The sequence below is a fragment of the Noviherbaspirillum sp. ST9 genome, from assembly GCF_048799745.1.
Classification (GTDB): domain Bacteria; phylum Pseudomonadota; class Gammaproteobacteria; order Burkholderiales; family Burkholderiaceae_D; genus Noviherbaspirillum.
The window spans coordinates 17,370-41,853 of sequence record NZ_JBLWFR010000005.1; the positions used below are offsets into that span (position 1 = coordinate 17,370).

Annotated in this window: 20 protein-coding genes; 9 read left to right on the forward strand and 11 right to left on the reverse strand. The window is 63.1% G+C overall.

All coding sequences use genetic code 11. The features are described 5' to 3' along the window. Window positions 1–78 precede the first annotated feature (78 nt). A complete protein-coding gene (gene fabI, locus ACNOHI_RS12045; protein ID WP_420474911.1) occupies window positions 79–840 on the reverse strand; it encodes an enoyl-ACP reductase FabI in 762 nt (253 codons plus the stop codon). A gap of 303 nt (window positions 841–1,143) precedes the next feature. On the opposite strand from fabI, the gene ACNOHI_RS12050 reads away from it, so the two are divergent. The 4 genes from ACNOHI_RS12050 (at window position 1,144) to ACNOHI_RS12065 (ending at window position 6,712) form a co-directional block, all read left to right on the forward strand. After that, window positions 1,144–1,878: an ABC transporter ATP-binding protein gene (locus tag ACNOHI_RS12050; RefSeq protein ID WP_420474912.1), complete on the forward strand. Its 735-nt coding sequence runs from the start codon at window positions 1,144–1,146 to the stop codon at window positions 1,876–1,878. Next, window positions 1,872–4,247, forward strand: coding sequence for an ABC transporter permease (locus tag ACNOHI_RS12055; RefSeq protein ID WP_420474913.1), 2,376 nt, complete (start codon window positions 1,872–1,874; stop codon window positions 4,245–4,247). The genes ACNOHI_RS12050 and ACNOHI_RS12055 overlap by 7 nt, the downstream gene beginning before the upstream one ends. Beyond that, complete coding sequence (locus ACNOHI_RS12060) at window positions 4,244–5,473, forward strand: efflux RND transporter periplasmic adaptor subunit (RefSeq protein ID WP_420474914.1); 1,230 nt, start codon at window positions 4,244–4,246, stop codon at window positions 5,471–5,473. The genes ACNOHI_RS12055 and ACNOHI_RS12060 overlap by 4 nt, the downstream gene beginning before the upstream one ends. A gap of 129 nt (window positions 5,474–5,602) precedes the next feature. Then, window positions 5,603–6,712, forward strand: coding sequence for a GNAT family N-acetyltransferase (locus ACNOHI_RS12065; RefSeq protein ID WP_420474915.1), 1,110 nt, complete (start codon window positions 5,603–5,605; stop codon window positions 6,710–6,712). A gap of 182 nt (window positions 6,713–6,894) precedes the next feature. On the opposite strand, the gene ACNOHI_RS12070 is transcribed toward ACNOHI_RS12065, so the two are convergent. Continuing rightward, entirely contained in the window at window positions 6,895–7,812 is a 918-nt protein-coding gene (locus tag ACNOHI_RS12070; RefSeq protein WP_420474916.1) for a serine hydrolase, read from the reverse strand. A gap of 215 nt (window positions 7,813–8,027) precedes the next feature. Here ACNOHI_RS12070 and ACNOHI_RS12075 point away from each other — a divergent pair, with 215 nt between their 5' ends. Next, the gene (locus ACNOHI_RS12075) at window positions 8,028–8,972 is read left to right on the forward strand and encodes a ketopantoate reductase family protein (RefSeq protein WP_420474917.1); all 945 of its coding nucleotides are present in this window, start codon (window positions 8,028–8,030) and stop codon (window positions 8,970–8,972) included. A gap of 10 nt (window positions 8,973–8,982) precedes the next feature. Here ACNOHI_RS12075 and ACNOHI_RS12080 read toward each other — a convergent pair whose 3' ends face one another. Next, window positions 8,983–10,491, reverse strand: coding sequence for an acetyl-CoA hydrolase/transferase family protein (locus ACNOHI_RS12080; protein WP_420474918.1), 1,509 nt, complete (start codon window positions 10,489–10,491; stop codon window positions 8,983–8,985). Between the two features lie 18 nt (window positions 10,492–10,509). Next, entirely contained in the window at window positions 10,510–11,460 is a 951-nt protein-coding gene (locus tag ACNOHI_RS12085) for a bestrophin family protein (RefSeq protein ID WP_420474919.1), read from the reverse strand. A 120-nt stretch (window positions 11,461–11,580) separates the two neighbouring features. On the opposite strand from ACNOHI_RS12085, the gene hpaR reads away from it, so the two are divergent. Continuing rightward, on the forward strand, window positions 11,581–12,075 hold the full coding sequence (gene hpaR / locus ACNOHI_RS12090) for a homoprotocatechuate degradation operon regulator HpaR (RefSeq protein ID WP_420474920.1): 495 nt from the start codon (window positions 11,581–11,583) through the stop codon (window positions 12,073–12,075). Between the two features lie 163 nt (window positions 12,076–12,238). After that, entirely contained in the window at window positions 12,239–12,628 is a 390-nt protein-coding gene (locus ACNOHI_RS12095) for a hypothetical protein (protein WP_420474921.1), read from the forward strand. 77 nt (window positions 12,629–12,705) lie between these two features. On the opposite strand, the gene ACNOHI_RS12100 is transcribed toward ACNOHI_RS12095, so the two are convergent. The 3 genes from ACNOHI_RS12100 to ACNOHI_RS12110 are packed head-to-tail and all read right to left on the reverse strand — an operon-like array spanning window position 12,706 to window position 16,023. Continuing rightward, entirely contained in the window at window positions 12,706–13,599 is an 894-nt protein-coding gene (locus ACNOHI_RS12100) for a M48 family metallopeptidase (RefSeq protein WP_420474922.1), read from the reverse strand. 1 nt (window position 13,600) lies between these two features. Further along, window positions 13,601–14,137, reverse strand: a complete 537-nt coding sequence (locus tag ACNOHI_RS12105) for an SH3 domain-containing protein (protein ID WP_420474923.1) — start codon at window positions 14,135–14,137, stop codon at window positions 13,601–13,603. Further along, window positions 14,134–16,023, reverse strand: a complete 1,890-nt coding sequence (locus ACNOHI_RS12110) for a CHASE2 domain-containing protein (RefSeq protein WP_420474924.1) — start codon at window positions 16,021–16,023, stop codon at window positions 14,134–14,136. The genes ACNOHI_RS12105 and ACNOHI_RS12110 overlap by 4 nt, the downstream gene beginning before the upstream one ends. A 194-nt stretch (window positions 16,024–16,217) precedes the next feature. Between ACNOHI_RS12110 and ACNOHI_RS12115 the strand changes: the two genes are divergently transcribed. Then, window positions 16,218–16,640 (forward strand): universal stress protein, encoded by a 423-nt coding sequence (locus tag ACNOHI_RS12115; protein WP_420474925.1) that lies wholly within the window; start codon window positions 16,218–16,220, stop codon window positions 16,638–16,640. 23 nt (window positions 16,641–16,663) lie between these two features. Next, window positions 16,664–19,309 (forward strand): cation-translocating P-type ATPase, encoded by a 2,646-nt coding sequence (locus ACNOHI_RS12120; RefSeq protein WP_420474926.1) that lies wholly within the window; start codon window positions 16,664–16,666, stop codon window positions 19,307–19,309. A gap of 165 nt (window positions 19,310–19,474) precedes the next feature. Here the strand turns inward: ACNOHI_RS12120 and ACNOHI_RS12125 are convergent, their stop codons facing one another. From ACNOHI_RS12125 to ACNOHI_RS12140, 4 genes are all read right to left on the reverse strand, one after another. Next, a complete protein-coding gene (locus ACNOHI_RS12125; protein ID WP_420474927.1) occupies window positions 19,475–20,314 on the reverse strand; it encodes a 2OG-Fe(II) oxygenase in 840 nt (279 codons plus the stop codon). Between the two features lie 84 nt (window positions 20,315–20,398). Further along, the gene (locus ACNOHI_RS12130; protein WP_420474928.1) at window positions 20,399–21,385 is read right to left on the reverse strand and encodes an ROK family protein; all 987 of its coding nucleotides are present in this window, start codon (window positions 21,383–21,385) and stop codon (window positions 20,399–20,401) included. 13 nt (window positions 21,386–21,398) lie between these two features. Continuing rightward, window positions 21,399–22,211 carry a trehalose-phosphatase gene (gene otsB, locus ACNOHI_RS12135; protein ID WP_420474929.1) on the reverse strand — a complete coding sequence of 271 codons (813 nt, stop codon included), beginning with the start codon at window positions 22,209–22,211 and terminating at the stop codon, window positions 21,399–21,401. Then, complete coding sequence (locus ACNOHI_RS12140; protein WP_420474930.1) at window positions 22,208–24,463, reverse strand: alpha,alpha-trehalose-phosphate synthase (UDP-forming); 2,256 nt, start codon at window positions 24,461–24,463, stop codon at window positions 22,208–22,210. Before ACNOHI_RS12140 ends, otsB begins: the two co-directional genes overlap by 4 nt. Window positions 24,464–24,484 lie beyond the last annotated feature (21 nt).

Here is a 24,484-nt window from a genome sequence, read left to right on the forward strand (position 1 = left end):
TCATCCACGCCGATCGTAAGCGAACGGTCGTCTGGATTTTATAGGAGGTTGGACAAGCCTGCCTCGCCCTTGCGGCCGTCAGGCCATGATGTGGTAACCGGCGTCGATGTACTCCACATTGCCTGTCAGGGAGCGGGCGCCATCGCTTGCCAGGAATGCGGCGACGTTGCCGACATCCTCGATCGTGGCCAGCATGCGCTCCGGAGAACGCTCCTTGGCGCGCGCAAGCAGCGCGTCGAAATGGCCGATGCCGGACGCCGCGCGTGTCATCAGCGGTCCTGGCGACAGCGCATGCACGCGAATGCCTTTCGTCCCCAGTTCCGACGCGAGGTAACGCACCGAACTTTCGAGCGCCGCCTTCACCGGGCCCATCATGTTGTAGTGCTCCACCACACGTTCCGAGCCGAAGAACGTGACCGTCTGCAGGCACCCGCCTTCCTTCATCAACGGCTCGGCCAGTCGCGCCATGCGGATGAAGGAGTGGCACGATACCTCCATCGCCATGCCGAAGCCCTCCCGCGAACAGTCGACCAGGCGGCCCTGCAAATCATCCTTGGGCGCAAAGGCGATGGAATGCAGCACGAAATCCAGCTTGCCCCATTCCTTGGTGATGCGTTCGAACATCGCTTCCACCTGGCCTTCCTCGCGCACATCGCAAGGCATCAGGATGGTGCTGTCGAGGGATTCGGCAAGCGGGCGCACGTACGGCTCGGCCTTGGCGTTCAGGAAGGTGATGGCCAGTTCCGCTCCAGCGGCGCGGAACGCGCGGGCGCATCCGTAGGCAATGCTGTTGTCATTCGCGATGCCGACAACCAGCCCTTTTTTATTGGCGAGTGTCATTCTCGAGTTGCTCCATGTGCAGCGGACGACCGGAAAACCGGCGTCCCGATCCAGGTCCCGTATCCATTGCGACCGTGCAGCCGGGAACCATAACCGCCGGGCCATGAAGCTCTTTGGATAGCGGACCGTGAATCTCAATCGCATCGATCCTTTGATCTGCGACAAACAAAAAGGCATTTCTCGTGCACTGCAACAATGGCGAAGACGGCGAAAACACGGCATTTGGATGCGGTTGACATGGATCAACAAAATTTCGGACCGATCCCTTTACGGTGTGCGCATCAGCGTTGCAAGAATTGAATCATGCTCGTGTCGATGCCGGAACCCACCGTGCGCCATGCCGTGTTTACCCTTCGCGATGTCGCCAAGACATACACGATGGGCGAGGTCCGCGTGTCCGCGTTGCGAGACGTCAACCTCGAATTGTTCGAGGGCGAATTCGTCGTCCTCCTCGGCGCGTCCGGAAGCGGGAAGTCGACCTTGCTCAACATCCTCGGCGGCCTCGATACGCCGACCACCGGCACGCTGCACTATCTCGATCACGACCTGACCCATGCCAGCGATGCGGCCCTGACGGCGTTCAGGCGCGAACATGTCGGCTTCGTCTTTCAGTTCTACAACCTGATTCCCAGCCTCACCGCACTCGAAAACGTGCAGCTCGTGACCGAGATCAGTCCGCATCCGATGGATCCGAGGGAAGCCCTGCGACTCGTCGGACTGGAGGAACGGATGCATCACTTCCCCGCGCAGCTTTCCGGCGGCGAACAGCAGCGCGTAGCCATCGCCCGCGCCATTGCCAAGCAACCGGACATGCTCCTGTGCGACGAACCGACCGGCGCACTCGACTTCCGCACCGGCAAGCTGGTCCTGGAGGTGCTCGACCGGATCAATCGCGAACTCGGTACAACGACCGCCGTCATTACGCACAATGCAGCCATCGCCGGCATGGCGCATCGGGTGATCCACATCAGTAGCGGATGCATCACCCGGATCGACACCAACACGCACCGGATCTCACCCGGTGAAATCCAGTGGTAACCCTGCGCCTCCACCCCGCCGACATCAAGCTGCTGCGCGACCTGTGGCGCATGCGCGGCCAGGCGCTGGCAATTGCGATGGTGGCGATGTGCGGGATCGCGACGCTGGTCACGATGCGCGGCGGCTATGAGGCGCTGGTCGAGGCGCAGCACACGTATTACGAACGCTACCGGTTCGCCGATGTCTTCGCCCATGTCAAGAACGCGCCGCTCACGCTGCTCGAACGCATACGCGAGGTTCCCGGCGTCAGCGATGCCGATGGGCGCGTGGTGTTCGATGCATCGCTGGACGTACCTGGCCTGGATGAACCGGCGAGCGGGCGGCTCGTATCGCTGCCGGTGACGCCAGGCACGGGACTGAACCGTATCCACCTGCGCAGCGGTCGCCTGCCGGAGGCGGGAAACAGGCTGGAGGTGCTGGTCAGCGAAGCCTTCTCCGCCGCCAATCGTCTGCGTCCGGGCGACAGCCTGTTCGGTATCATCAACGGCCGCAAGGAAAGGCTGCATATCGTCGGCATCGGCATCTCGCCGGAGTATGTCAACGAAATCAAGGGGAACAGTTTTCCCGACAACCGGCGCTTCGGGGTGCTGTGGATGGCACGTGACGCGCTGGCCGCGGCACTCAACATTCGTGACAGTTTCAATGACGTCGCCGTCATGCTCGCGCCGCATGCCAGCGAGCAGCGCGTCATCGAGCAGCTCGACATCCTGCTCGCGCCCTACGGCTCGCTCGGCGCCTACGGGCGCAAGGAGCAGGTTTCACACAGTTTCATCGAGAACGAGCTTTCCTCCAATCGCGTCAGCGGCACGATCATCCCGGCCATCTTCCTCGGTGTGACGGCGTTCCTGATCCACAACGTGCTCCTGCGCATCATCACCTTGCAGCGGGCGCAGATCGCGCTGCTCAAGAGCTTCGGCTACAGCAGTTTTTCGGTGGCCGGGCATTACCTCAAGTTCGCGCTGCTGACGGTCATGGCCGGCGGCATGCTCGGCGTGGCGCTCGGCACCTGGCTCGGGCAGGGACTGGCGAAGCTGTACGCGGACTTCTATCATTTTCCGAGCATGGAATTCCGGCTCTCCGGTTTTTCGATTGCACTTTCGCTGCTGGTCGCCGCCTTCTCCGCGGTCTTCGGGGCATGGCTGGCCGCCGCGCGGGTACTGCGCCTCGCGCCTGCCGAAGCCATGCGCCCGGAAGCGCCCGCCCATTTCCGGCCCGGGCCCCTGGAACGGCTGGGCCTGCAACGCTACATGCCGCTTCCCGTCAGGATGGTCCTGCGCAATATGGAACGCAATGCGGCCAAGTCCTTGCTCTCCATCGTCGGCCTGGCGCTGGCGGTCGCGCTCATGATCACCGGCCAGTACACCTTCGATGCGCTCAACGAGATCATCCGCCTGCAGTTCCGTACCGCCCAGCGCGACGATGTGACGCTGTCGTTCAACGAGGCGCGGGACCTTTCCGTCGTCCACAACCTCGCCGCCCTGCCCGGCGTGTTGCGTGTTGAGCCCTTCCGCAGCCTGCCCGTCAAGATGCGCTTCCGCCACCGGATGAAGAAGACGGCCATCATGGGCATGCCTCCCGCGCGCGAACTGCGCATGATCCTCGACAACAGGGAGCGCCCGGTCGAGTTGCCCCAGGAAGGCATCGTGATGACGAAGAAGCTGGCGGAGATCCTGGCCGTTTCCGCGGGCGACACGTTGACCGTCGAGACGCTGGAGGGCAAGCGCAAGACCGCCGCCGTTCCGGTGACCGCCATCATCGACGAGCCGATCGGCACCTTCGCCTACATGTCCAACACCGCCCTCGCCCGCGCAATGTCGGAACCGGAAACGGCCTCCGGCGCATTCCTTGCCGTCGATCCCGCGCGCCAGGCCGAGCTGTACCGCGCCCTCAAGTCCGTCCCGGCCGTCGGCAGCGTGAACCTGCGGGAAGCGACACTGCAAAGTTTCCTGTCGACGGTGGCGGAGAACATGCGCATCAATACCATGGTGCTGGTCGCTTTTGCCTGCGTGATTGCCGTCGGCGTGGTGTACAACTCGGCGCGTATCGCCCTGTCGGAGCATGCTGTCGAACTGGCCAGCCTGCGCATCCTCGGCTTTACCCGCGGCGAGGTGGGACGGATGCTTCTTGGCGAACAGAGCCTGCTGACCCTCGCCGCGCTGCCGGTCGGCTGCCTGCTCGGCTACGCGCTGTCGGCGCTGCTCTCGGACCTGTTGAGCCAGGAATTGTTCCGCATCCCGCTGGTCGTCAGCGGACGCACCTTTGCGCTGTCCATCGGCGTGGTGCTCCTCTCGGCCGCGATCTCCGGCTACCTTGTCTGGCGCAAGGTGCAAAAGCTCGACCTGATTGAAGTTCTCAAGACACGCGAATGATGAATACCGTCACAGACACCACGCTCGCAACCCGCGCCGCGACCGGCGGCAAGCGTCCACGCCCGAAAACGCTGATGGCGGCTGTGCTTGCCGCCGTCGCTGGCGGTGCCCTGCTCTGGATTCTCTTCTCTCCGGATCCGGTCACGGTGGAGCTGGCCAGGGTCAGCGAAGGCCCGATGCAGGTCACCGTCAACAACCAGGGACAGGTTCGCCTGCACGACAAATACATCGTCGCGGCGCCCGTTGCAGCGGAGCTGCAGCGCATCGAATGGCACGACGGCGACCAGGTCAAGCGTGGCGACGTCGTCGCGATCCTGAGCCCGCTCCCCATGGATGCCCGCCAGCGGCAGGAGGCAGCCGCCCGCCTCGATGCGGCCAAAGCGCTGGCACGCGAAGCAGGACAACGCGCGGACCGTGCGATGACCGACATGGAGCTTGCCGCGAGCGAACGCAGGCGGATCGAGCGCCTCGTAAGCAACGAATACATGTCGCCGCAAGCGGCGGAAAAAGCCATGGCAGCGGAAAAGAACAGCCGCATGGAGTGGGACGCCGCCAGGTCCCGTCAGCAGGCGGCGCAGGCAGACGTACGCGCCGCGGAAGCAGCGCTGCTCGCCAGCGACAGCACGGGCAGGCGCCAGATTACGCTGAACGCCCCGGTCGACAGTTACGTCCTGAAAGTCCATGAACGCAGCGCACGCACTGTCGCCGCCGGCGCACCCCTGGTCACGCTCGGCGACCGTGCGCGCTCGGAGATCGTGGTCGACGTCCTGTCCAGCGACGCGGTCAGGATCAGCCCGGGAAACCTCGTCCTGCTCGAAGGCTGGGGCGGCGGAAAAGTGCTGCGCGCGAAAGTGCGGATGGTCGAGCCGGTTGCCTTTACCAAGGTGTCCGCGCTCGGCGTCGAAGAACAACGCGTCAATGTCATTGCCGATCCCGTCGATGACCTCGGCCCGCTCGGCGATGGCTATCGCATCGAAGCCAGGATTGTCATCTGGTCCGCCGAAAAGGTCACGAAGGTGGCAGGCAGCAGCCTGTTCCGCGTCGGTGACGCGTGGCATGTTTTTACCGTGGAGGATGGGCGCGCCCGCGAGACGACGGTCGGCATCGGACAGCGTAACCAGGACGAGGCGCACGTGCTGTCAGGACTGGCGCCGGGGGCGACGGTGGTTCGCTTCCCGAGCAACGAACTTGCGGATGGCGCCAGGGTCGCTGCCCCCGCGAAGTAGCCCTGTTTGAGCTCACACAACATCCGCGCGCACATTCCCTGCGCTTGGCGAACTTCCCTTCCTCCGCGTCGGTCATCATTGGGCAAAGGCAGGATTGCCGTTACGGCACGACTCAAGACCCGAGGCAGCATGGAATCCGGAAACACCACAATTTCCCTGTACGAAAACGCCGTTCCCTCGTTCGTTGAACCGCAACTCGATGCCTTGTACGGGCATGTCTTCTCGTCGCTGGCGCAGTTTCGCGTGTATGACGGTATCGACGGCAATACGCATACCTACGTGGCGCAGTCGGGCAGCGCGGCCAGCGCGATCCTCCTGTTCAAGGTCAGCGACAAGCATCTGCATGTCCTCAATGAGCAGATCGCCATGGAGCCCGCCGAGATCAACCGGTTTGCCCGTTACGCATTCAGCACCTGGCCGAATGTGGATGTCATCCGCTTCCCGGCCATCCTTGCCGACGGCAGCGCGCTTGCTTTTCCTCACCAGCAGTTCTACCGCACGGAAGATATCGTGCTGACGCTGCCGCCGACGCCGGAGGACTATCTCAATGCACTCGGCAAGGCGACGCGGAAAAACTTCAAGTACCACGGCAACCGGCTCAAGCGCAATTTCCCCACGCTCAAGTTCGACGTCTGGATCGACGGCGCGATTCCCGAATCGCATGTGCGCGACATCATCGAACTCAACCGCGCGCGAATGGCGACCAAGAACAAGGAATCGGAAATCGATGCCGAAGAGACACATCGCCTGACGCGCCTCGTGCAGCAGGCGGGACTGGTAAGCACGATGATCCTTGATGGCCGCGTGGTGGCCGGCACGGTATGCAGCCGCGTCGGTCAGAATTACTTCATGCACATCAATGCCCACGATCCGGCCTACGACGACGCTCGCCTGGGCAAGTTGTGCTGCTACATGACCATCTGCGACTGCATCGAGCGCGGCGGAAAGGAATTCCACTTCATGTGGGGCCGTTTCGAGTACAAATACCTGCTGCTGGGCGTGCAGCGGGACTATGACGAGCTGACGGTCTACCGCTCGCACGCGCGCATGCTGCTGCACGGCGCGTCGGCATTCCGCATCGCGTACAGCGGGTATTCGCGGGAGTGGAAGTTCCGGTTGCTGGATTTGGCGAACAAGCCGGATGAAAGCAGCCTGCTGTTGCGGACGGCGGCGCGGTCACTGAATTTTGTGCGACATCTGAAGCAGTCGGGACTGCGTGGGGCGGTGATGCGGCATTGAAAGGCAGCGGAGCGTGCCTGCGGGCGACTACCACTCTGGCAAGCCACCTCTACCCCCGTCATTCCCGCCCAGGCGGGAATGACGGGGACAGGAATTGCGATAAATTCAGCGAATCCCACCCGCCCACGACCAAATAAAAAAGGACCCAACGGGTCCTTTTTTATCCTTCCTGCGCAACAGACTCAAACCGTCTTGCGCTTTTTCTTGCCCTTTTCGTGCTTGGCCTTGGCAAGCATGAGTCCACCCCTGGACGGCTTGGCTCTGCTGGCAACCGTCCGCTTGGACGGTGCGGCTGCCCTCGCCATGATGAACGGCTCGCCGGTCACCAGTCGCTGGACGTTCTGGGCATCCATCAGGCGCGCCGCGCTTTCCTTCGCGTTCAGCAGCACCATGATGACGTTCTTGCCAGCCGCCTGGAAGCGCATCACCAGGCATTTTCCTGCTTCACGCGTGTAACCCGTCTTGGACAGCAGGATGTCCCAGCCTTCGCGGCCAACCAGGCGGTTGGTGTTGCGGTACTGGACCAGCTGGCCGTTCATGTCGATCAGGTCTTCGGCACCCGTCGACAGGCGGCTGATCTCCGGATACTGCGAAGCGGCACTGACCATTTTGACAAGGTCAGCGGCCGTGGAGCGGTTGTACGGCGACAGGCCGGTCGGCTCGCTGATGCTGGAATGACGCATGTCCAGTGCAACCAGCTTTTCGCGGACGGCCTGCGCAAATGCCGGAAGACCGCCCGGATAGGTGCGCGCCAACGCGTGGGCGGCGCGATTATCCGAGGACATCAGGGCCAGTTCCAGCACGGCGCCGCGCGAGAGGACGGCACCGACGGGTACGCGCGAGGAACTGAACTTCAGCGTGTCGACATCGCTCTCATCGATGACGATCTGCTGGTTCATGTCGAGCTTCGCATCCAGCACCACCATGGCGGTCATCAGCTTGGTGAGCGACGCGATCGGCACGACCTCATTCGCATTCTTTTCGAGCAGTACCGCGCCACTTGCCTCGTCAATGACGACGGCATGCTGGGAGCTCAGTGGTACGGCAAACACGGACGTTGCTGCGCTCAACAGCAACGCCAGTACGGTTTTCTTGAACATTTTCTTGGCGAAATCTAAGTTGCACTACGGCATTAATCATAGCGTGTTAATGCCGCGCAAGGCTTGCTTTCGCTCATTAATTTTGAGAAATTTTTTGGTGTGTTGCGCGCGAGTCCTGCCGTATCGCAAACTTCGCGCATTCCCCTGCCCGGCGCGCTTTTCCCGGTGCCTATAAAATCAGTCGTCAATCGACTGCCACCAGGAAGGAAATCACCGTGCCCGGATCATCGCCAACCCGCATACTCATCATTGGCGCAGGCGCCATCGGCGCGTTCTATGGCGCCGCCTTGCAAGCGGCGGGTGCCGAGGTGTCCGTCGTATGCCGGAGCGAGTTCGAGTCGGTGCGCGAGCACGGCTTTTTCATTGAGAGTCAGCGGTTGGGCAACCGGACGTTGATGCCGGTGCAGACAGTGCGCACACCGCGCGATTACCAGGGCGGCCCGCCGGACTACGCACTCGTGTGCGTCAAGGTGGTGGAAGGAACGGACCGGGCGGCGCTGATCCGGGATGCGGTCGGCCCCGGAACGGCCATCGTGCTGATCGAGAACGGCGTCGAAATCGAGGGTGAAATCGCCGACGCCTTCCCCGGCAATGAACTCATCAGCGCCCTTGCCTTTGTCCAGGTGAGCCGCACGGCACCGGGCAAGGTAAAGCATTTCGCCTTCGGCGATCTCCACTTCGGCAACTATCCGTCGGGCCTGACCGATAGCACACGCCGCTTCGCCGCGCTGCTCGACGCCGGCGGCATCGGGTGCAAGCTGACTGAAGACGTGGTCACCGCCCGTTGGCAGAAATGCCTCTGGAATGCGGTGTTCAACCCGATCTCGGTCATGGGTGGCGTGCTCGACACCGGCCATATCCTTGGAACTCCGGAGGGAGAGGCCCTGGTGCGGCGCGCCATGGCAGAAATAGGCGCGATCGCCGCCGCAACAGGCCACCCGCTCGACGCCTCGCTGGCCGGACAATTCATTGAAGGCACGCGCAAGGCGCCGGCCTACAAGACAAGCATGGCGCTGGATTACGAGAACGGGCGGCCGATGGAGACAGAGGTCATCCTCGGCAACGCCGTCCGGGCCGGACGGCGGGAGAATGTTGCCATTCCTTCACTGGAGGCGCTGTATGCGCTGATGAAGATGGTGGAGCGGAAGACGCGCGCCTGAGCGGTCCCGGTCATGCCACGAGGGGCAACATCGAACCGGTGCTTCGGCAGCGGGTATGCCATGCGAGGGCTTCTTCCAGTACATGCGGCGTATGTCCGCCGCGCTTGTTTGCGGCCGCGACGTATTCACGCAGCATCTGCCGGTACGGCTCGGCCACGCAGTTGCCGATGATGACTTCGGCCCTCTCCCGCGGCGCCAGCCCCCGCAGATCTGCGAGGCCGAGTTCGGTGACGATGATGTCGACATCGTGCTCCGTATGATCGACATGCGACACCATCGGGAGGATGCTCGAAATCTTCCCTCCCTTGGCAACCGATTTGGTCGCGAAGATGGACAAGTAGGCATTTCGTGCAAAATCGCCTGACCCGCCGATGCCGTTCATCATTTGCGTGCCAAGGACATGTGTTGAATTCACATTGCCGTAGATGTCCGCCTCCAGCGCCGTGTTCAGGGCGATGATTCCCAAGCGGCGGATCACTTCCGGATGATTGCTCACCTCCTGCGGACGCAGCACAAGCCGCTCCTTGTAACGGCCGATGTTGCCGAATACTTCTCTTGCGCGCTGGGGAGACAGCGTAATCGACGACCCGGATGCGAAGTCGAGTTTGCCGGCATCGAACAGGTCGAAGGTGGAGTCTTGCAGCACTTCGGAATACATCGTCAGGCCGGAAAACGGGCTGTCGATGAAACCGGACATGACCGCATTGGCAATTGTGCCAATCCCTGCCTGCAGCGGCAGCAGCTGCTCCGTCAGCCTGCCCGCCTTGACCTCGCGTTCGAAAAACCCGACCAGGTGGCGCGCGATCGCTGCCGTTTCATCGTCCGGCGGCTGGATCGGCGACGAGCTGTCGCTCTTTTCCGTGATGACAATGGCGACGATTTTCTCCGGCGGAATGGTGATGGCACTGTGTCCGACGCGGTCGCGGGCGGACACGATCGGAATCGGTTCGCGGTGCGGGCGGCGCCGAGGAATGAAGATGTCGTGCAGTCCTTCCAGGTCCGCCGATTGCGTCAGGTTGATTTCGACGATCACCTTGTCTGCCAGGATGGCAAAACTTGCACTGTTGCCCACCGACGTCGTCGGCACGATCGCGCCGGTTTCCGTGATGGCGACGGCCTCGACAACCGCGACATCGATCGGGGCGATCTGCCGGGTGCGCAGCAGCTCCACCGTCTCCGAGAGATGGTGATCGACATACATCACGTCGCCGCGATTGATCGCGGCACGCAGGGTGGCATCGGCCTGAAACGGAATGCGACGGGCGAGCACGCCGGCTTCCGTCAATGTCTTGTCAATATCGCTTCCCAGGGACGCGCCGGTCATCAGCGTTATCTTCAGCCGCTCGCGGCGCGCACGTTCCGCCAACGCCAGCGGCACCACCTTGGCATCCCCGGCCCGGGTGAACCCGCTCATGCCGACCGTCATGCCGTCGCGAATCCACTCCGCTGCCGCGGCCGCCGTCGTGACCCGCCCCAGGAGAGAATCCAGGCGGATGCGGTTTCGGTAATGTTCAGGCATGGTTCCACTCCAATCGGGTTATGAAAGACAGTAATCGACGGGTGCCAGGGCTGCGGGCACCTCCTGGACGCCGAGCGCCTCCAGCATGTTGATTTCAATCGTCCGGCAGATCGCATCCAGCGGCAGGTCGTTGGGCTCCTTGCCGAAGGGCTCCTCAATCTCGTCCCCAAGGGCATCCAGCCCGAAGAAGGTGTACGCGACGATCCCGACGACGAAAGGCGTCATGAATCCGATCGAATCGACGAGGCCGAAGGGCAGCAGGAAGCAATACAGGTACGCCGTGCGATGGAGCAGCAGCGTGTAGGAAAACGGAATGGGCGTTCCCTTGATGCGCTCGCAAGAGGCGGCCGCGGCGGCCATGGCGGTCAGCGAATCGTCGATGGCCCCTGCCAGGCAAGGATCGATGCGTCCGGTCTGCAAGCATCCCCTGAGGTCCCGCCCCATGGACTGCAACAGGAAATTCGGCCGGTTCTCGACTTGCGCACACTGCTTCCATTCGGACAACAGGAGATGCGGCCGCAACTCCGCGACCGCACCGGCAGGATCAGCGCCGCGCAACAGGTGCTTCAGTGCGCAGGCGAAGGCAATCGTGCGTCGGATCATGCGTACGCGCACGTCCATCATGTTGCGCGGATCCATTTCCTCGTCGGGTCCGTCGATCAGAGTGAGGCATTGGCGTGAGAGGCTGCGGCTGCGATGCACGATCTCGCCCCACAGTTTTCGCCCTTCCCAATAGCGGTCGTAGGCGGCGTTATTGCGAAAGCCCAGAAAAATCGCAAGCGCGAGTCCGATCAGGCTGAATGGAATCGGCGTGAGCGTGATCTTGAGCTTGAACAGGTCGCCGTGGCTGACCGTCACCAGCGCGGCGACAAACATGTTCAGGGCGAGAGACGGCAGGATGCGCGGCAGCACCGAGCCGCGCAGGAGCAGGAACAGCCGCAATCCGGAAGGACGTTCCCTGACGATCATTGGCGGGACTGCCTGAACGGGTTCGACAGCATGTTTTTCGTTAACATGTTAACGATTAAAACACTAATATATTAACGAGTCAAGCCACTATAATGTGATCGACACTCGCCCGGAGGCCCCGTGAAACACCGCATTGCGAACCCCAACCTGCCGCAGCTTCTCCTCAAGGCCAGGGAGCAGTTGATGTCCCATTTCCGCCCGATTCTCAGCCATTTCGGACTCACCGAGCAGCAATGGCGCGTCCTGCGCGTGCTCGACGAGCATGGGCAACTGGAACCGTGGGAGATCTGCGACATGTGCCAGATCCTGAGCCCGAGCATGACCGGGGTGCTGGCGCGCATGGAGGAAAGCGGACTGGTGCTGCGTGCCCGGATGCCGGAAGACCAGCGCCGCCTCATTGTGCGCCTTGCGCCGGAGGGAGAACGCCTGCTCAATCAAATGGCGCCCTATATCGACGAACAGTACCGGTACATCGAGCAGACCTATGGGAAACGCCTGTTCGACGACCTGTTCACGCCGTTGCAAGCGTTTGTGGAAGTCGATTACAAGTCCACGCCGCAGGTAGCGCTTCCGCCGAAGAGCGGCGTACAGCCACGGAGAAACACAAAGAAATAATATGCGCAAGGACATTCTTTATTGAATTCCTTGCGCTGCTCCAAGGAAATCACACTAAAAGCAGGTGTAAGGTAGGACCCTTGCGCTTTCCGGCTTCGATGCCGAAGCGGCGGTATACTGCTGTCGAGGCGCGTTTTCCCTCTTTTCCATCCCAGGAGTATTCATGAAATTGCAATCCATCGCGCTCGCCGGCCTGATCGCCACGCTGGGCTTTCTTCCGCTGACGGAAGCCGCCGCCCAGGCCAAACCGAAGATGTACAAGGTCGAAGAGCTGCACAAGAATCGTGAAGCGCTCGCCGGCAAGACCATCCAGGCCCAGGGCAAGGTCGTCAAGGCCAACAATGGCATCAAGGGTTACAACTTCGTCCACGTCCAGGATGGATCGGGCAAGGCCGATGTCGGCAACCATAACCTGATCGTACGCAGCAAGCAGACGGCCAACGTTGGTGACAACGTGATCGTTTCCGGCACCGTCCTCGTGAACAAGGACATGGGCGCGGGTTATTTCTACCCGCTGCTGATCGACGAAGGCACCGTGGCGCCGAAGAAGTAAGCGAATCACCTCAAGGGGCGCTCCGGCGCCCCTTTCCATTTCCGAAATGCTTTCGGGACGCCGGATCCTGCGAATTCCTACTTCTTGAACTCGCTCAACCTGGCACTCAGCGCCTGCCCTTCAGTACCGGACAACGCATCGAACCGGTCCTTCATCAACCGGTCCAGCATCTCCACCCGCGCCGCAGGCAAGGGATGCGTCTTGAACAGCAGCGTGAAATCGCCATCCCCGCCATTCTGCCGTTGCAGCATCTGCAGGACCGACGGCAGCCCGTAAGCGTCATAGCCCGCCCGCGCGGCGATCACGACGCCAAGCCGGTCCGCCTCGAACTCGTCATCCTTGTCGAGGCCGCTCGCGTACAGCTTCTTGCCGATATTGACCAGCGCATTGCGCGCTTCCGGATTGCCCTTGCCCGTCGCCGACAGCACGTCGCCGACCAGGGCGAAGCCGGCATTCTTCTGCACGGCGCGCAAATGGTGTTTCTTCAGCACATGCCCGATCTCGTGGGCGAGCACGCCGGCCAGTTCGGCCTCGCTCTTCATGCGCGCCACAAGTCCCTTCGTCACGAAGATGTAGCCGCCAGGCGTGGCGAAGGCATTGAAGCCGGGATCGTCCAGCACGCCGAAGGTCCACGGCAGGTCCGGCCGCTCCGTCTGCAGCGCCAGCCAGCGGCCAAGGGTATTGACGTAGCGTTGCAGCGCCGGGTCGTTGACCAGCGGCTTGGCGCCGAGCAGCGTGCCGGCGAATTCCTTGCCAATGCTGATCTCTTCCGGCTCGGTCGTTTCCTTGGTCGCCTTGCCGAGGTTGCTGACGAAGTTGCCGACGCTGTTGAGGTTGATGCCTTTTTCATTACTGCCGCTGCTGCCCTTGCCGAAACCCGGCAGCGAGAAAGGCAGTTGGGCGAGCGCACTGCCGCAGGCGGTCGCAATGACGATCGATACAAGCGTCCGTTTCATGGTCATGGTTCGCATGTCAGCCTCCTTCCGCATTGCGCTGGTTGTTCCCGGCCGGCGCCGCGTCGGGCAGGTACTCGACTTTCACAGGCGTCAGCTTGCCACGCTGCGCGAAGGACTGGGCAGCGTTTTTGTCGACGCTGAACTTCTGCATCTTCTCCACTTCGGCCGGGTTGGCCTGCGCGTTCTGCAGGTCTTCCTCGCTGAGGCCGCGTACGCCGGTGGTGACGGTGCCGGTGTTCGAGGTGCGGCCGGCGGTCAGCAGGTTGCCGAGCGCGCCCGCCGGATTCGAAGACGCCGGCGCGGATTGACCCGAGGCCTCCGGCTTGAGGCTGAGCATGCGCACCCAGCCGGTCTGGCCGGTTGCGGTCTTCACCTGGCTCCAGGCGCCCTTCCTGGCGAGGACTTCGACTTTGGTGTTTTCGGACAGCGTGGTAATCACCGCCGAGTCGGATTGCGGTTGCGCCTGCAGCTCGGTCGACCGGGTGGTCAGCGCGGATTCCGCCCAGGCTGCGCCGGCCAACAGGCCGGCAAGCATGAGTAGCCATTTTTTCATGTTGTTCTCCTCCGTGGTTCGTACAGGTTGACTTCGGCGGTACGGCCCTTCACTGCGAAGGCGCCGTGATGTTCGAATTCGAATTCTTCCGTTCCCTTGCAGGCGTCGACCGTCTCCTGCGTGACGAGCACGCGCGCGACGCCCTTGGTCAGTCCCTCAACGCGGCTGGAAAGGTTGACCGTATCGCCGATCGCCGTGTAATCCAGCTTGCGCTGCGCCCCGATGAACCCGACGACTGCAGGACCGGTGTGTACGCCGATGCCCACATCGAAGTCGCCGACGGCCGAGCCTTCGGCCTGCAACTCCCGTCTGAAGTCTAGCAGGGTCTGCTGCATCTCCAAGGCCGCTGCGACCGCGTGGCGCGCATGCTCGGGATCGTCCACCGGAGCGCCCCAGAAGGCCATGATGCAGTCGCCGATGAACTTGTCGAGCGTGCCGCCATGGCGAAAGACGACCTCGACCTGGCGTTCGAAATAGCGGTTCAGCAGCAGCACTACCTCTTGCGGCGGACGGCTTTCCGACAGCGTGGTAAAGCCGCGGATATCGGAAAACAGGATGGTGATGTCGCGCGTGCGGCCGGACAGGCTTTCCACCGTCTCGCCCTGCTCCACGATCTGCTGCACCACGTTGGGGTTGAGGAAGCGGCGGAACAGGGAGACCGCCTGCTCGCGGGTGCGGCGTTCGCGCAGGTAGCCATCCACGGCAGCCGTCAGGAACCAGGTCCAGGCAAACGCGAGCGGAGTCACGACCGGGACCAGCAGGTTGCGCTCAAGGGCGCGGTCGGCAAAGGCCAGCGCCGCGAGGGAAACCACGATCAGGGCGGTTCCCGTACCGACCGGATTCACCCGCCGGGCAAACGCCTCCGCGATGCCGGCCAGCAGAATGACGCCAAACAGCAGCGGCCAGCCGGGATGGACCGGGGAGATACTGTGCGCGTTCTTCAGGTTGTCAATCGCCTGCGCGAGGATATCCACGCCGGGATAACCCGCGCCCAGCGGCGTCAGGTGATGGTCGAATGAGGAGGATGCGGAGTTGCCGATGACGACGATCTTTCCCCGGAATTTGCTGTCCAGGGTAGCCAGGTCCTGCGCACCGAGCGATGGCCGCTGTTCCGTAAGGATGCGGTAGAGCTCGCCGTAGGGATAGCGCTGGTGCCCCTGTGCCGGCCAGCGCAGGATGAATTCCCTGCCCTGCGGCTGCGCTGCTCCCAGGTCGCTAGCGATGCGTGACGGTAGCGAGGGAAGTTTCCACCCCGCGATCTCGCTGTACAGCCGGTAGCGGCGCAGGACGCCGTCCTTGTCGTCGATGCTGTTGATGAGGCCAAGGCGCCACACGGCAGGGTCGACCGCCGCCGGCAGCAGCAGCGCAGCCTGTGCATCATCGGGCCCTGGCAGCGCAAGGCCGAAGGGCTTGGCGAGCGGCGCCAGCGGCGTCAGGCCTGCCTTGCCGTCAAGCTGTACCGCCGAGAGGTAGACCGCTGGCGTCGCACGGATGGCATCGGACAGCCGGGCGTCGCTTTTGGGCCGCTGCAGATCGCGCTCGGCAAAGGCGATGTCGAAAACGACCGCGCGCGGCTGGAATTCGGCCAGCGCTTCCAGCAGGTCGGCGTGGATTTCCCGCGGCCAGGCCCACAAGCCCGCGATATCCTGCATCGTGGTCATGCTGGCGTCGTCGATGTCGATGACGACGATGTCCGGATCCGGCTTGTAGGCGGCGGCGTGCCTTTGCATGTAGACGTCCGTCAGCCGTGCTTCCGTGGTATCCAGCAGGCGCAGACCCAGCATCTCCCCCGCCATGAGCGCCGCGAACAGCAGTGCGATGGCCCCCCGCCAGGCTGTCAGGGAACGTTTGCGGCGGGGGATGGATTGAAGCAGGGATCGCGGCATGCTGCGGCGTCGAAATTGATGTAAAGCAATAGTAGCCGCAAGCTCGCGCCCCGTGCAAGGCGATCCACCAGCGCCGGGAAACGCATGCCGCCCCGCACTCAATCTGATGCCGTTTGACTCACATCAAATAAATTCCTCAGCACGAACGGTAGCCTGCGCGACAGAGTCATTCAACACTTTGCCAGAGACCTGCAATGCGCAAAATCCTCGTTCCCGTCGATGCATCCGAAAGCGCCCTGCACGCCGCCCGTTATGCGGCGAAGCTTGCCGGCGATAACCCCGCCATCCAGCTTCATGTGCTGAACGTCCAGGAACCGCTTGAAGTGCGGAGCCACGCCTACATCTCGCAGCCGGAGGCCAAAACAATTCAGGCCGCGGACTCGCAGGCCGTCATGCAGCCGGTCATGGAGCTGCTCGACGATGCAGGCATCGCCTACCGCGCGGACTGGCGTGCCGGCGACATCGCGCCGACGATTGCCGCGTACGCAGAGGAAATCGGCTGTGAATCCATCATCATGGGCACACGCGGCCTCGGCCCCGTCGGCAACCTGGTGATGGGCTCGGTCGCCAACAAGGTGGTTCACCTCGTCAACGTCCCCGTCACCCTGGTGAAGTGACGCGCCCGGGCGACTTCACCGCAATGCGTCGCAACACCGCTGCGGAACCGCCCCAGCAGCGCACACACTGGCACCTCCTCCCCGGCCATGACGTCTCCGGTCGGCTCGACGTCGATCCCGCCACCGGCCTGTCGCACAGCGAAGCAAGCGGACGGCTGGAGCGGCACGGGACGAACACGATACGCGAAAAGCCGCCCCGTCCCGCCTGGCGCATGTTTCTCGACCAGTTCCTGGACTTCATGATCCTGGTGCTGGTGGCGTCCGCGATCGTCTCCGGCATCGTGGGCGACATCGAGGACACCGTCGCCATCGTGGTGATTGTGCTGCTCAACGCCATCATCGGATTCGTACAGGAAGTGAGGGCCGAGCGTGCCATGGCAGCCCTCAAGAAAATGGCGGCGACCAGCGCCGTCGTGCTGCGCAACGGGCAGCGCCATGTGGTTCCCGCCGCGGAGATCGTCCCAGGCGACATCGTCTGCCTCGAGGCGGGCAACGTCGTGCCCGCCGACCTGCGCCTGATCGAAGCCATCCAGCTCAAGGCCGACGAAGCGGTCCTGACCGGTGAGGCCGTGACGGTTGAAAAGTCCGTCGATGCCCTGCAGCACGCCGATCTGCCGCTGGGCGACCACCGGAACATGGCATTCAAGGGAACGACGGCCACCTACGGACGGGGTGTCGGCATTGTCGTCGCCACGGGCATGGCGACCGAACTCGGCAAGATCGCGGCGCTGCTCGATGCCGGGGACGAACTCAAGACCCCCCTGCAGAAGCGCCTTGCGGCCTTCGGCCGCCGGCTCGGGACATCCGTGCTTGCCATCTGCGCCATCATCTTTTCCGTCGGCCTGCTGCGCGGAGAAGACCTGGCGCTGATGTTCCTGACTGCTGTCAGCCTGGCGGTCGCGGCCATTCCCGAAGCCCTGCCTGCCATCGTGACCATTTCGCTCGCCCTTGGGGCGCGCAAGATGGTCCGGCAACAGGCGCTGATCCGCCGCCTGCCAGCGGTGGAAACGCTCGGCTCGGTGACCATTATCTGTTCGGACAAGACCGGCACCCTGACCGAGAACAGGATGCGCGTGGCGGCTCTGCATGCCGAAGGCTCGACCTGTACCGAATGCAGCGACGCGCCAAAACAAACACCATGGCCGGAGTTCCTCACGGCCCTTGCGCTCTCCAATGACGCCGCACGGGACAGCGAGGGCCGGATGACAGGCGACCCGACTGAAACCGCCCTCTTTGCGGCTGCATCGGAAGCCGGCTACGACAAGGGCGTGCTTTCAGAGCAAGCGCCACGGGTGTTCGAACTTCCGTTCGACTCCGACCGCAAGCGCATGACCACCTTCCACCGTTCATCCTCCGGTTTGATCGCGTACACCAAGGGCGCCCCCGAAAGCGTCCTGCCGCGTTGCCTGTCGGGACTTGGCGCATGCGCGTTCGACCGCCCCGATGTGATCTCGACCGCCGAGCGCATGGCCGCGCGCGGCCTGCGGGTGCTGGCATTCGCCTGCCGGACCTGGCCCGACCTGCCCGCGGCACCGGACACGGAATCCGTGGAATCCGGGCTGTGCTTCATCGGACTGGTCGGTCTCATCGATCCGCCTCGCGCCGAAGCGAAGGAAGCGGTGCGCCTCTGCAAGTCCGCAGGCATCACGCCCGTCATGATTACCGGCGACCACGCCGCCACCGCCCGCGCAATTGCCTTCCAGCTCGGCATCGCGGAAGAAGACGCGCTGGTCATTACCGGTCCGGAACTGGCTGCAATGAGCGATGAGGCATTCAGGCAACAGGTTGCAAAGGTGCGCGTCTATGCGCGCGTCGATCCCGCGCAGAAGATCCGCATTGTCGAAGCCTTGCAGGCGCAGGGAGAATTTGTCGCCATGACCGGCGACGGCGTGAACGATGCACCGGCCTTGAAGCGGGCCGACATCGGCGTGGCAATGGGCAAGGGAGGAACGGACGTGGCGCGGGAGGCATCGAGCCTGGTCCTGCTGGACGACAATTTCGCGACCATTGTCGGCGCGGTGAGCGAAGGACGACGCATCTTCGACAATATCCGCAAGTTCATCCGCTATGCGATGACCGGCAACTCCGCGGAAATCCTGACCATCTTCCTTGCCCCCTTCCTCGGGATGCCGATTCCGCTGCTGCCCATCCACATCCTCTGGATCAATCTCCTGACCGACGGCCTGCCGGGTCTGGCGCTGGCCGTCGAGCCGGCCGAGAAAGGTGTGATGCAGCGTCCGCCGCGTGCGCCGACGGAAAGCATCTTCGCGCATGGCATGTGGCAGCACATCCTTGCCATTGGCCTGGCGATGGCGGCAGTCTCGCTGTTCGCTCAGGCATGGGCGATCAGGACGGGTTCGGCGCACTGGCAAACGATGGTCTTCACGGTGTTGACGCTGTCGCAGATGGGACACGTCCTGGCAATCCGTTCGGAACGCGAATCCCTCTTTTCGCAGGGGCTGTCGACCAACCTGCCCCTGCTCGGCGCGGTACTGCTGACCTTCCTGTTGCAGATGGCGACGGTCTACGTGCCGTTCCTGAATCCGGTGTTCAATACGGTGCCGCTGACAGTGGACGAACTGGTGTTCTGCCTGGCGCTGTCGTCGGTGGTGTTTTTTGCGGTGGAAGTGGAAAAGATGCTGGTGCGGCGGGGGTGGCTCTACAAGTAGGTCGGAAAAGGCGGGCGCATTTTTTTAATTTTCTGCCTTATTTTCCCCGTCGTTCCCGCGAAGGCGGGGACCCATAGTGAGGTGATCGATGCAAACTCAGCATGGATTCCCGCCTTCGCGGGAATGACGGACTAATTTTTTGCGTGCGTCCCTCACCTCATCCGGCTAAACATACGCCCGCTCACGCAACCACTTCGTCGCAATGTACTTGACGCCCCTCTCTACCGGTTCCCCCGCATGCAGGGTCTTCTGGTCCGGCACGCGATAGGCATCGGTATTGGCAAAGAAGACCGCACTGCCCTTCTTCGGCTGCACCGTCAGTCCAATATTCGGGAAGGACGTTCCGCCGCCCGCCTCCACATCGCTCAAGTACATCACGATCGTCCCCACGCGCTGCCCGCCACGCTCCAGATGCTTGCGCGGCCCGGGGAGCGAGGCGTCGAACCAGTCGTAGTGGGGACGGTATTCGTTGCCCTTTTCGTATTGCAGCATCTGCAAGCCTTCACCGTTCTCGACAGGCCAACGTGTGACTGCGGCAAGTCGTGCTTCGATGCGGCGCACGAGTTCGGTTTCCCCCCGCTGCATCATGGCGCCGCGGCTGGTACGGTGTGCGTGGACCTGGGTCTTGCCATCGGCGTCCGACACCACCGGAGAACGTTCGAGGCGGGTTTGTCCGTATGCGATCAGATCGTTGCATTCTTCATCACTCAGCAAGCCGCCAAGCAGCACCACGCGAGGAGTACGCAGCGAGATCAGGATTTCAACCTCCCGGTCCGGTACGCGCAGGATGTTGGCCGAAGTATCGATTTCCGGCAGGGGCTGCGGTGCAGGTGCGGGCGCGAGGTGGGCGAACCCGGTGCGGCGTGCTTCTTCGATCGCGGCGCGTGCAAGCGTCGCCTCGAACTTCCCGTCGCGGACCATCACCTGTGCCATTTCGGCAGGCGCGCAACCGCGTGCGAGGTTTTCGGTGATCCAGGATTGCCATGCCTGTGGCAGAGACGGCATTACAGAGTTGACCATATGACGGACGGGAGCAGATAACGAATGCACTAAGATGCATCCGCACGGCAAAGGTTCATTTGAGCAAAATCACGCGTTCGCAAGCTTTTCCCATGGCTTGCTCTGCCGCCACGCTGGAATCCACTCCTCCGGCACGGCGAGCGCCAAGGCGCCGACATCCGCCACGAGGCGTCCCAGGGCGGCCGGCAGGATGCGTACCCCGCCAGTCAGAGCCGGAAAACGCGATTCAATCTCGCGCATCACCAGCGGCGTGAGCCAGTCGCCATGGTGCAGCCAGACGCTGCCGCCGATGACGAAAGTCCGCGTATCCAGCGTTGCGACAACGTTGTACAGCCCGCGCCCGAACCAGTTTGCCGCGCGTTCCGCGATCTCCCGCGCCTGCGCATCGCCCTCACGTGCCTTCTGGAACAGTTCGGCGGCGGGCATGTGCGACCGGTTGCCGACGTTGCGGCCGGATACAAGCGCTTCAAGGTCGCCCCGGTTGCCGCAACCGCAAACCGATTCGTCCACCTCGCTCAAGAGCATGTGCCCGGCGTGTCCGGCATTGCCATTCTTGCCGCGCAGGACGCGGCCATCGACGCACAGGCCAAATCCCACTCCCGTGCTCCAGGTGACATAGGCACAATCGGGCTCATCGATCACCGCGCCAAAGGCCCGTTCAGCAACCAGCGCGGATACGCAGTCGTTGTCGATCGCCAGCCGCTCATAGCGTTCGCGCAACACCTTTTCCAGGGGGATGGATTTCCAGTCGTTAGGGAGGTCCGACGCTCCGCTGAGACCTCCGCACAAGTTGGGACTGCAGAGCGCGATTGCTCCCTCCTCACGCACGAAGGGACCGGCGGAAGCGACGCCGAGCGCGCGGACCGCATTCTTCGGCACACCCGCTTTTTCGCATACCGCGTCGATCAATGCCAGCCCCTGCTCGGGAAGCGAACGCGGTGTCCCGCTCTTGATGCTCGGCTGTGAGATGCGCGCAAGCGGGCCTTCGCGCGAGGCCACCATCGCGGCCATTTTCGTGCCACCGATATCGAGCGCGGCGATGTAGTCAGCATTCATTGTGTCACCCCATTCAATGCTGCAAGGAGGCTTCCGCGAGCAGCCAGTTGCGCGACCCGCCGGCATCGAGATGCGCAATCAGGTCATCGAGCAGCCTTTCCATGTCCTGTGCCTGCGGCACGAAGAAGTCCGCCGCGCTGGCCACACTGCGCTCGACGCGAACCGACAGCAGGTCGGCACGCTTGATCCGGAACACGTCTTCGTCCGTGACATCGTCGCCTGCGTAGATCGCGCTGGTCGCGCCGGTCATTTCCATCAGCGCTTCCAGTGCATTGCCCTTGTGCCAGGCGTCCTCTCCGACCAGGCTCACGATGCACTTGCCCGCCACGAGTCGAGGCCTTGGCTCGAGGCCAGCGCACATCTCGTCGACGAAGGCGGCGGCACGTTCCTGATCGGGCGCGGCGCGGTAATGCACCGAGAGCGAATACCGCTTGTCCTCGATCGAAATTCCCTCGGCGTGCGGTGCCGATGCGAGGCAGCGCGCGAGCTGCGTCTTCCATGCGCCGCAATCCCTCTCGTGCCTGGCGGCCCGCGCTTCCCATCCCGGCACGCCTTCCATCCCGTGGTTGCCGACCACGAATGCCGGGGTGAAATCGAGCAGGCCGTGGATGTCGTCGAGTGCCCTGCCGGTAATGATAGCCACCGGTGCAAGGGCGGACAAGCGAAGCAGCCGTTCCCGGACGGGTGCCGGCAGGCGAACCTGCTCGGGACGCTGCATGATGGGCGCCAGCGTGCCGTCGAAATCGAAGGCGCACAGCAAGCGGTCCCGGGCGATCTCTGCCAGGCGTTGCCGCCCGGCTGCGGAAAACAGCGGCTCCATGCTCATACGACGCGCCGCAGGGACTTCCGGCTGTGGGAGCGGATACGAGTGACGATGCGCTCGCGCTGGCGCAGGCGCGCGGCGTCGAGCAGCATGCGGCCGGCCCACCGGTAGATGTTGAAGTCCTTCACCAGCGAACGCATGCTCCGCATCCGGTCGCGTTGCTCGCCCTCCGGCATGGTGACCGCGCGGTACAGGGCTTCGGCACTTTGTTCGATATGGTAGGGATTGACCACCAGCGCCTCGTGCAGCTCGCGCGCGGCGCCCGTGAATTGACTGAGAATGAGCACGCCGCGTTCGTCGTCGCGCGCGGCAATGTATTCCTTCGCAACGAGGTTCATGCCGTCATGCAGGCTGGTCACCAGGCAGACCTGTGCCGCCCGGAAGTAACGGTTCACCTGGTCGGCGTCATGGTGTTCCGCCTTCAGGATGATCGGCAGGTAATTGCCGCTGCCGAAGCGCGCGTTGATCCGCTGCACCAGCGCACGCACCCGCGCCTCGAAGTTCTGGTACTCCTCGAGCGAGGACCGCGACGGCGCGGCGATCTGGATCATGGTGAACTTGCCGATGAGGCTGGGATGCGCCTCCAGCATCCGCTCGACAGCCTGGAAACGCTCCAGGATGCCCTTGGTGTAGTCGAGACGGTCGACGCCGATGCCGATCAGATGGTCAGCCGGCAGGCCGTGTTCCTCACGCACCGACAACCGGCATTCCTCGACGCTGGGCAGATCGCGCTTCTGCTCCGGCCAGGCGATGGAGATCGGATAATGCTCGACCTGCGTGAGCTTGCCTCCGTAGGAAATGGTCGATGCTTCATGCTCGATGCGTGTCTCGAGATAGCGGTCCACGGTTTCCAGGAAATTCTTGCAGTGGAACTGCGTATGGAAGCCGAGGATGGTGCTGCCCAGCAGGCCTTCCAGGATTTCTTCGCGCCACGGGCAGATGCCGAAGGATTCCGGATTAGGCCAGGGGATGTGCCAGAAGGTGATGATCGTCGCCTTGGGAAGCACCTCGCGCACCATGCGTGGCAGCAGCGCAAAGTGGTAGTCCTGCACCAGCACCACCGGATCGTCGGTGCGCGCCTCTTTGACCACCGCATCGGCAAAGCGCTGGTTGACGGCGACGTACTGCTCCCAGTCAGAGGAACGGAATACCGGCCGCACATGGGCGATATGGCACAACGGCCAAAGACCTTCGTTCGCAAATCCGTAGTAATACCCCTTCTCTTCCTCCCGCGACAGCCAGACGCGCCGCAGCGTGTACGAAGGGTTGTTCGGCGGCACGGGAACGCGGTCGTTCCGGTCCACGCTTTCCTTGTCGGCGGTGCCGCTGCCGTGCGCAATCCATGTGCCGGAACAGGCCCGCATCACCGGCTCCACCGCGGTGACAAGTCCGCTTGCGGGACGCTGCACCTCAATGCCCTTGCGCGTGCGCATGTGGAGATACGGCTCCCGGTTGGAGACGACCAGCACCTCGTCGCCGGCCAGTTCCTCATGGAGCAGCACGCGCAGTTTTTCCGGCGTCCACAGGCGCGTCGAATCGTCGTGCGTGCGTCTCTCGATGCTGAGCTCATGGAGCAAGGCGCGCAGGTCGCCCTCCAGCGGATGGGCCTCGGCCTGCGGCGACTGTTCCTGCGGGCGGGCGCCGATTTCCCCGCGCAGAAGGCGCTTGACGGACGAGATCCAGTCGCGCCAGCTCAAATGGGCGATGAAGACCGTGATGAGCGACGTCACGATCGCGATGGCGGCGAACAGCCCGATCACGTATTTCTTGGTATCGGCGCTGCGCCGTTCGATGAAGCTCATGTCGTGCGCCAGCACCAGCTTGCCAAGGTACTGCCCGTCACGCTCCAGCGCGCTTTCGGAAACGTGCAGCGAGCCTTGCGGCATGCTCACCAGCGACTGCAGGACGCCGCTGTGCTGCTGCACGCTGCGACAACCGAGGGAAGACGGATAGGTCGCTGTCTTGTAGAGCAGGTTTCCCGAGGGATCGCAGAAACCGATGGCGTACAGCCGCTCGTCACGCATGGCGCGGTCGAAGAGCTGGCCGATGCGTTTCTCGGCGCGTTGGGGCACATATTCCAGCAAGGGGTCCTGCAAGGCATTGGCGAGTGACTGGGAGCGGGTATCGAGATCGCGCACGAACCATCGCAAGGTCAGTGTATCCACCAGGGGAACAACCGCGTACGCTAACAGGCCGAGTACGAGGGCCAGCGGCAGTACAAAGCGCAAGGTCAGGCGGAAGGATTGAAATCGCATGGATGCATCCGGTGGTTGTCG

Bases quoted from the DNA above. Each gene is read 5' to 3' on its own strand.
- ACNOHI_RS12105 (WP_420474923.1), bottom strand. From the start codon at position 14,137: ATGAAAAAATGGCTACTCATGCTTGCCGGCCTGTTGGCCGGCGCAGCC.
- ACNOHI_RS12085 (WP_420474919.1), bottom strand. From the start codon at position 11,460: ATGATCGTCAGGGAACGTCCTTCCGGATTGCGGCTGTTCCTGCTCCTG.
- ACNOHI_RS12060 (WP_420474914.1), top strand. From the start codon at position 4,244: ATGATGAATACCGTCACAGACACCACGCTCGCAACCCGCGCCGCGACC.
- ACNOHI_RS12065 (WP_420474915.1), top strand. From the start codon at position 5,603: ATGGAATCCGGAAACACCACAATTTCCCTGTACGAAAACGCCGTTCCC.
- ACNOHI_RS12100 (WP_420474922.1), bottom strand. From the start codon at position 13,599: ATGCGAACCATGACCATGAAACGGACGCTTGTATCGATCGTCATTGCG.
- ACNOHI_RS12120 (WP_420474926.1), top strand. From the start codon at position 16,664: ATGCGTCGCAACACCGCTGCGGAACCGCCCCAGCAGCGCACACACTGG.
- ACNOHI_RS12080 (WP_420474918.1), bottom strand. From the start codon at position 10,491: ATGCCTGAACATTACCGAAACCGCATCCGCCTGGATTCTCTCCTGGGG.
- ACNOHI_RS12130 (WP_420474928.1), bottom strand. From the start codon at position 21,385: ATGAATGCTGACTACATCGCCGCGCTCGATATCGGTGGCACGAAAATG.
- ACNOHI_RS12115 (WP_420474925.1), top strand. From the start codon at position 16,218: ATGCGCAAAATCCTCGTTCCCGTCGATGCATCCGAAAGCGCCCTGCAC.
- ACNOHI_RS12110 (WP_420474924.1), bottom strand. From the start codon at position 16,023: ATGCCGCGATCCCTGCTTCAATCCATCCCCCGCCGCAAACGTTCCCTG.
- ACNOHI_RS12140 (WP_420474930.1), bottom strand. From the start codon at position 24,463: ATGCGATTTCAATCCTTCCGCCTGACCTTGCGCTTTGTACTGCCGCTG.
- fabI (WP_420474911.1), bottom strand. From the start codon at position 840: ATGACACTCGCCAATAAAAAAGGGCTGGTTGTCGGCATCGCGAATGAC.
- ACNOHI_RS12125 (WP_420474927.1), bottom strand. From the start codon at position 20,314: ATGCCGTCTCTGCCACAGGCATGGCAATCCTGGATCACCGAAAACCTC.
- ACNOHI_RS12050 (WP_420474912.1), top strand. From the start codon at position 1,144: ATGCTCGTGTCGATGCCGGAACCCACCGTGCGCCATGCCGTGTTTACC.
- ACNOHI_RS12095 (WP_420474921.1), top strand. From the start codon at position 12,239: ATGAAATTGCAATCCATCGCGCTCGCCGGCCTGATCGCCACGCTGGGC.
- ACNOHI_RS12070 (WP_420474916.1), bottom strand. From the start codon at position 7,812: ATGTTCAAGAAAACCGTACTGGCGTTGCTGTTGAGCGCAGCAACGTCC.
- otsB (WP_420474929.1), bottom strand. From the start codon at position 22,211: ATGAGCATGGAGCCGCTGTTTTCCGCAGCCGGGCGGCAACGCCTGGCA.